General features: G+C 40.7%; 3 protein-coding genes and 1 pseudogene. All 4 read left to right on the forward strand.

Annotated elements, in window-relative coordinates; translation table 11 throughout:
• Window positions 1–430 precede the first annotated feature (430 nt).
• The 4 genes and pseudogenes from H5232_RS16575 (at window position 431) to H5232_RS16590 (ending at window position 4,779) form a co-directional block, all read left to right on the forward strand.
• A pseudogene (locus H5232_RS16575) lies at window positions 431–775 on the forward strand (four helix bundle protein).
• A gap of 182 nt (window positions 776–957) precedes the next feature.
• Window positions 958–2,076: a polysaccharide export protein gene (locus tag H5232_RS16580; RefSeq protein WP_182831209.1), complete on the forward strand. Its 1,119-nt coding sequence runs from the start codon at window positions 958–960 to the stop codon at window positions 2,074–2,076.
• A 13-nt stretch (window positions 2,077–2,089) separates the two neighbouring features.
• Complete coding sequence (locus H5232_RS16585) at window positions 2,090–2,524, forward strand: low molecular weight protein-tyrosine-phosphatase (RefSeq protein ID WP_182831210.1); 435 nt, start codon at window positions 2,090–2,092, stop codon at window positions 2,522–2,524.
• A gap of 14 nt (window positions 2,525–2,538) precedes the next feature.
• The gene (locus tag H5232_RS16590; protein ID WP_182831211.1) at window positions 2,539–4,779 is read left to right on the forward strand and encodes a polysaccharide biosynthesis tyrosine autokinase; all 2,241 of its coding nucleotides are present in this window, start codon (window positions 2,539–2,541) and stop codon (window positions 4,777–4,779) included.
• The last annotated feature ends 947 nt before the right edge of the window (window positions 4,780–5,726 follow it).

Here is a 5,726-nt window from a genome sequence, read left to right on the forward strand (position 1 = left end):
GATTTACTCAGTGCTTGGTGATAAAAATGGTTTTCGTAGGAGCCGGCTTTAGCCCGAAAAGAATAAAGATTCACAACAGAGAATACCGAGATCACAGAGGAAGGGATAATAAGTTAACCTAAGGGTTTCATAAATGTTTTCTCGGTGTTGCGAAGCATCTCTGCGCTCTCGGTGGTAAAAACAGTTTGGCTTGCCACCGCGAAAGGTCTTGTATTTTACAATTTGAATTAAACTGACCAGAACGTAGGAACTGTAACCTAGGGGCGGAAGCGTGCCTGATTAAGCTACGGGTTATGAGCATCATGATACGAGCAGTATGGTGTTGTTTTATAGTTTGTGCCCTAGGATTGAACAGATGGGTTTTGAAACTTCAAAACATTTTTTATTGTCAAATTATTTTCAGCACGCCGCAAATCAACATGGATTGGTCATGAAATATGAAAATTTAGAAGTTTGGCAAAGGGCTTTCAGGCTTAGTTTATTAATTTATAGTACATTTGAAACTTTACGTGATTACGGTTTGAAAGATCAGATGTGCAGATGATCTGTCTCAGTGCCAAGTAATATAGCAGAGGGTTTTGAAAGAGATTTTGAAAAAGAAAAAGCGCGGTTTTTAGGTATCGCTAAAGGCTCTATAGGTGAGTTAAAAACTCAGGTTATGATTGCATTTGAATTGGGTTATATTAGTCACACGCAGTCTGAACTTATTCTCGAAGAATGTGAAATAATTGGGAAAATGCTTGGCAAGTTAATAAAAACCATCAAAAATACTTGATAAGCCCGAAGCCCGAAGCTTTTAACTAATATTAACAAAAAAGTTAACTGCTTGCACAGTAAACGTGCAAGCAACCTTGCGAAGCAAGGATAGCCATGCTTTAATTAGCCAGCAAAAAATAACAGCAATATATTTAAAATAAGCTGAAAGTTTTAGAATTTAATATTATTTGGGAATAAACAATGGCGCTAAGCTGTAAAACACTTGTAGCATCACTCACGTTGCTAACAATGACAGGTTGTACAATCATCCCCGGTAGCCATTTCGAAGGAATCGAATCGGGTGAACAAACAAAAAACCTTGAACAAGACCTTGAAAAAGTAAATATTCAAATTATTGACTCATCTTTAATTTATCAGCAAAAACAATCGCGCAAAAAAACTAAGCCACCTTCTAGCCTTGATGGTTTAAACGTTAGTAATTACGAATACATACTTGGTGTAGGTGATGTACTTACTATTGGTGTGTGGGATCACCCAGAATTAACCATACCAGCTGCAGTGCAACGTACCGCAGAGTTTGATGGTTTTCGCGTGCAAGCAGACGGTACCATAACTTACGCTTATGCGCCGAATATTCAGGCGGCAGGTAAAACAGTACAACAAGTACACAGCGAGTTAGTTAAACGCTTAAGCCGAGTGATTGAAGACCCGCAAATCGACATTAAAGTGGTTGGTTTTCGCAGCCAAAAAACATACGTAACAGGTGAAGTAACTAAGCCAGGTGTATACCCAGTAACCGAAACTCCACTCACATTGATTGATGCCTTAAATCAAGCCGGTGGTTTAACTGCTGCTGCGGATTGGCGCACAGTAACGTTTACTCGCGGCGACAAAACAGAAGTAATAAAGCTTGATGATTTTTATGCGCATGGCGATATTTCACAAAACCGCTTATTACAGCATGGCGATATAGTGCATGTAAATCGCAACGATTTACAACGTGTTTTTGTTTTAGGAGATGTTAAAAAAGCGGGCTCAGTTGATGTTAATCGTTACGGTTTAAACCTTGCTGAAGCACTCAGTAATTCCGGTGGACTAAACGAAAACACCGCCGATGCGAATGGTGTGTTTGTGCTACGTAAACGTAACCTTGAAACCGATGGTGTTATTGCTGATGTATATCAGCTGCATGCAAAAAATGTAGCAGCGTTAGTGCTAGCTGAGCAATTTGAATTACAGCCACACGATATTGTATATGTAACATCGGCACCGCTTGCTCGTTGGAACCGTGTAATTAGCCTATTACTACCATCAATATCAACAGTAGATGCTGTTAACGATGTAGCCAACACTAATTAAGGGTTAATAAAAGATGTTTGATTCTATTTTAGTGGTATGCGCAGGTAATATTTGCCGCAGCCCAACGGCTGAATACGTATTAAAAAGTAAGTTAGCAGGTAAAAATATCAAAGTATCGTCTGCTGGTTTAACCGCGCTTGAAGGTAAAGCTGCCGACGCGACAGCAAAGCAGGTTGCTGCAACGAATGGTATAAACATGGACGAGCATCAAGGTCGGCAGTTAACATCAAGCCTAGTTGCGCAAAACAGTGTTATTTTAGTGATGGAACAACGCCACTTAACTGACCTGTGTAGTCGCTACCCCGAAGCGCGGGGTAAAACCTTTTTACTCGGTAAATGGTTGGATGATAAAGAAGTGCCAGATCCATATCGGCAGAGTCTTGAAGCGTTTGAACACGTTTATGCATTAATCGACAGCGCCTGTAGCGCTTGGCAAAAGTATTTATAAGGATAGGCTAGTACATGAATGCTCAGCCCACTGCATTAGCAGCAAACAAACAAAATAGACAAGACACACAAGCAAGCCAAGAAATTGACTTAATGGCACTCCTTGGTGCTTTGATCGATCGTAAATATTTTATCATTGCTTTAACCACTGTGTTTATGGTTGTGGGCGTGGTTTATGCCGTGTTTTCGACCCCAGTATACCAAGCTACAGCGATGATCCAAGTTGAAGAAAGCGGTGGCTCAGTGCCTGGTTTTGACGATATGTCGGGCATGTTTGAAAGTACTTCAGCTGCGGTAACTGAAATTGAACTGCTAAAATCACGCTCAGTCATTGGTGAAGCGGTTGATACCTTGCACCTTGATGTAGTTGCAGAGCCTAAATTATTCCCGTTTATAGGTAGCCGTGCGTTTCGTAAATTTAGCCCAATGAGTGACGGCGAATTAGCTGAACCGAGTTTTGGCGCTAGCTCGTATGCGTGGGGCGGTGAGAGCATTGATGTATTTAGGTTCGATGTACCACCTTCAGCGATTGGTTCGGCTTTTACTTTAGTAGCACAAAAAAATAATGTTGTGGCATTATTAAATGGTGATGGTGAGCAAATATTAGCGGGTAAAGTAGGACAAGAATTAACCAATGGTAAGTTTAACTTAACGATACGTAGTTTAAATGCTCGTGCCGGTACTGAATTTACAATACTGCGTAAAGATCGCTTAAATACGATTTTAGATTTACAAGCTGCGATTGGTGCCAGTGAAAAGGGAAAAGATTCAGGCATAATTAACCTAAGCCTACAGAGCGAACAACCACATTATGCTGAAAAAGTGCTAGATAAAGTGGCGGGTATTTATGTACGCCGTAATGTTGAACGTAATTCAGCCGAAGCACAAAAATCCCTAGAGTTTTTAGAAGTACAATTACCAGAAATTAAAAAGCAACTTGAATTTGCCGAGCAACGTTTTAACGATTACCAAATTAAACGTCAGTCAATCAATATCACCCTTGAAACGCAAGGCGTATTAGAGCAAGTAGTTAAACTTGAAACAAAACTACAAGAGCTTGAGTTAAAGCGTTTAGAAATGAGCCGTAAGTTTAAAAAAGACCACCCAACTTACCAAGGCTTAATTGAGCAAATCAATGCTGTAAATGAGCAGAAAAAAGAATTAGTTGGTGAAGTGGGTAACTTACCAGAGACTCAACAAGAGTTACTGCGCTTAAAACGCGATGTAGAAGTAAGTAACCAAATTTATACGCTATTACTAAGCAAAACCCAAGAGCTTGATATAGTGCGTGCCGGTACAGTAGGTAACGTACGTATTATTGATTTTGCCGAGGTGAATACCTCAAAACCTGTTAAGCCTAAAAAAGCCTTGATAGTCGTGATGGCTACTATGCTAGGTGGTATGTTAGCTGTTGCAATTGTGCTGGTGCAAAAAGCCATGCACAAAGGCGTTGAAGATCCAAATGAGATAGAAGCAATTGGCCTGCCAGTATATGCCAGCGTACCCTACTCAGATTATCAAGATAAACTCACTGGTTTTAGTAAATCACTTAAAAACAAAGCGAATAAACCTAAATCCATCTTGGCGCTTGATAACCCTGCGGATTTATCAATTGAGGCATTACGTAGCCTACGCACTAGTTTACATTTTGCGATGATGGAGGCTAAAAATAACCTAATTGCAATTTCCGGCCCAAGTCCAGGTGTGGGTAAATCATTTGTATCAGTTAACTTAGCCGCAGTTTTGGCACAAAGCGGTAAAAAAGTACTGATAATCGATGCCGATATGCGTAAAGGCTACTTACAAACCCAGTTTGGCTTAAAGTGGGATGATGGCTTGAGTGATTACCTGTCTGGGCGTTTAAACCTTGAGCAAGTAACCAAGCCAACCACTGTAGAAGGGTTGAGTGTTATTACCCGTGGGCAAATACCACCAAACCCATCAGAGTTACTGATGCACAGTAACTTTAGTAAGTTAGTTGCCGAGGTAAGTAGCGCATACGATATAATAATTGTTGATACACCACCTATTTTAGCGGTGACCGATCCGGCAATAGTTAGCGCCCATACTGGCACTACATTATTGGTAACCCGTTTTGGCCAAAACCATATTAAAGAGATCGAACTTACCCGTAATCGTTTTGAACAAAATGGCACAGATGTTAAAGGCGTAGTGTTCAATGGTGTAGTTAAAAAAGCCAGTAACGCTTACGGCTATTACGGTTACTACAATTACGAATATAAATCGGATAAGTAAAACGTAGCAGCGATTTTATATCGCGACAAAAAAGTTAAATAGGTGCTAGGGAAGTAACTAGCACCTAAACCCTTTGGTTTCAAATGTAGGCGAGTGGCTTGCCACCGAGAAAGGTTAAAAGTTAAAGGTACTAGGGGAAAGGTTAAAAAAAAACTAGGTTCTAGGATAGTGACTAGGACCTAAAATCTAGAACCTAGAACCTTTGGTTTCAAATGTAGACGGGGCTTTATGCCGCGCAGTTGTGATAAAAGTAAAAGGTTCACCACAAAGAACATGTAGTAGTCGGCTTTAGCCACGAATGGTTTTTCGGTGCAGCAAAGCGCCTCTGTTCCCTCGGTGGTAAAAAATTAAGTAAATTCACCACAGAGGACACTAAGTTCACGGAGGTAGAGATTAGAGAGCTAATAAATTAACTTTTATCTAGCTTTTCTCGATGTAGCGAACGCCTCGGTGGTAGAACTTGTTTTGTAGACGGGGCTATATGCCGTGCAGTTGCAATTAAAGTAAAAGGTTTACCACAAAGAACACGTAGGAGTCGGCTTTAGCCACGAATGGTTTTTCGGTGCAGCAAAGCGCCTCGGTGTTCTCGGTGGTAAAAAATTAAGTAAATTCACCACAGAGGACACTGAGTTCACGGAGGTAGAGATTAGAGAGCTAATAAATTAACTTTTATCTAGCTTTTCTCGATGTAGCGAACGCCTCGGTGGTAAAAATTTTTTATAGGCGGGGCTTTATGCCGCGCAGTTGTAACTAAAGTAAAAGAATCACCACAGAGAGTACGTAGGAGTTGGCTTTAGCCACGAATGGTTTTTCGGTGCAGCAAAGCGCCTCGGTGGTGAAAATGGTTTTTGCTAGATTAATTAGCTCGTTGCACAAAGCCCGTAGCGGTTTTTAAACTGATTAACCTAGAACCTAGAACCTAGAACCTAGAACCTAGAACCTAGAAC

The sequence above is a fragment of the Pseudoalteromonas sp. SG41-5 genome (assembly GCF_014164495.1).
Taxonomy (GTDB): Bacteria; Pseudomonadota; Gammaproteobacteria; order Enterobacterales; family Alteromonadaceae; genus Pseudoalteromonas; species Pseudoalteromonas rhizosphaerae.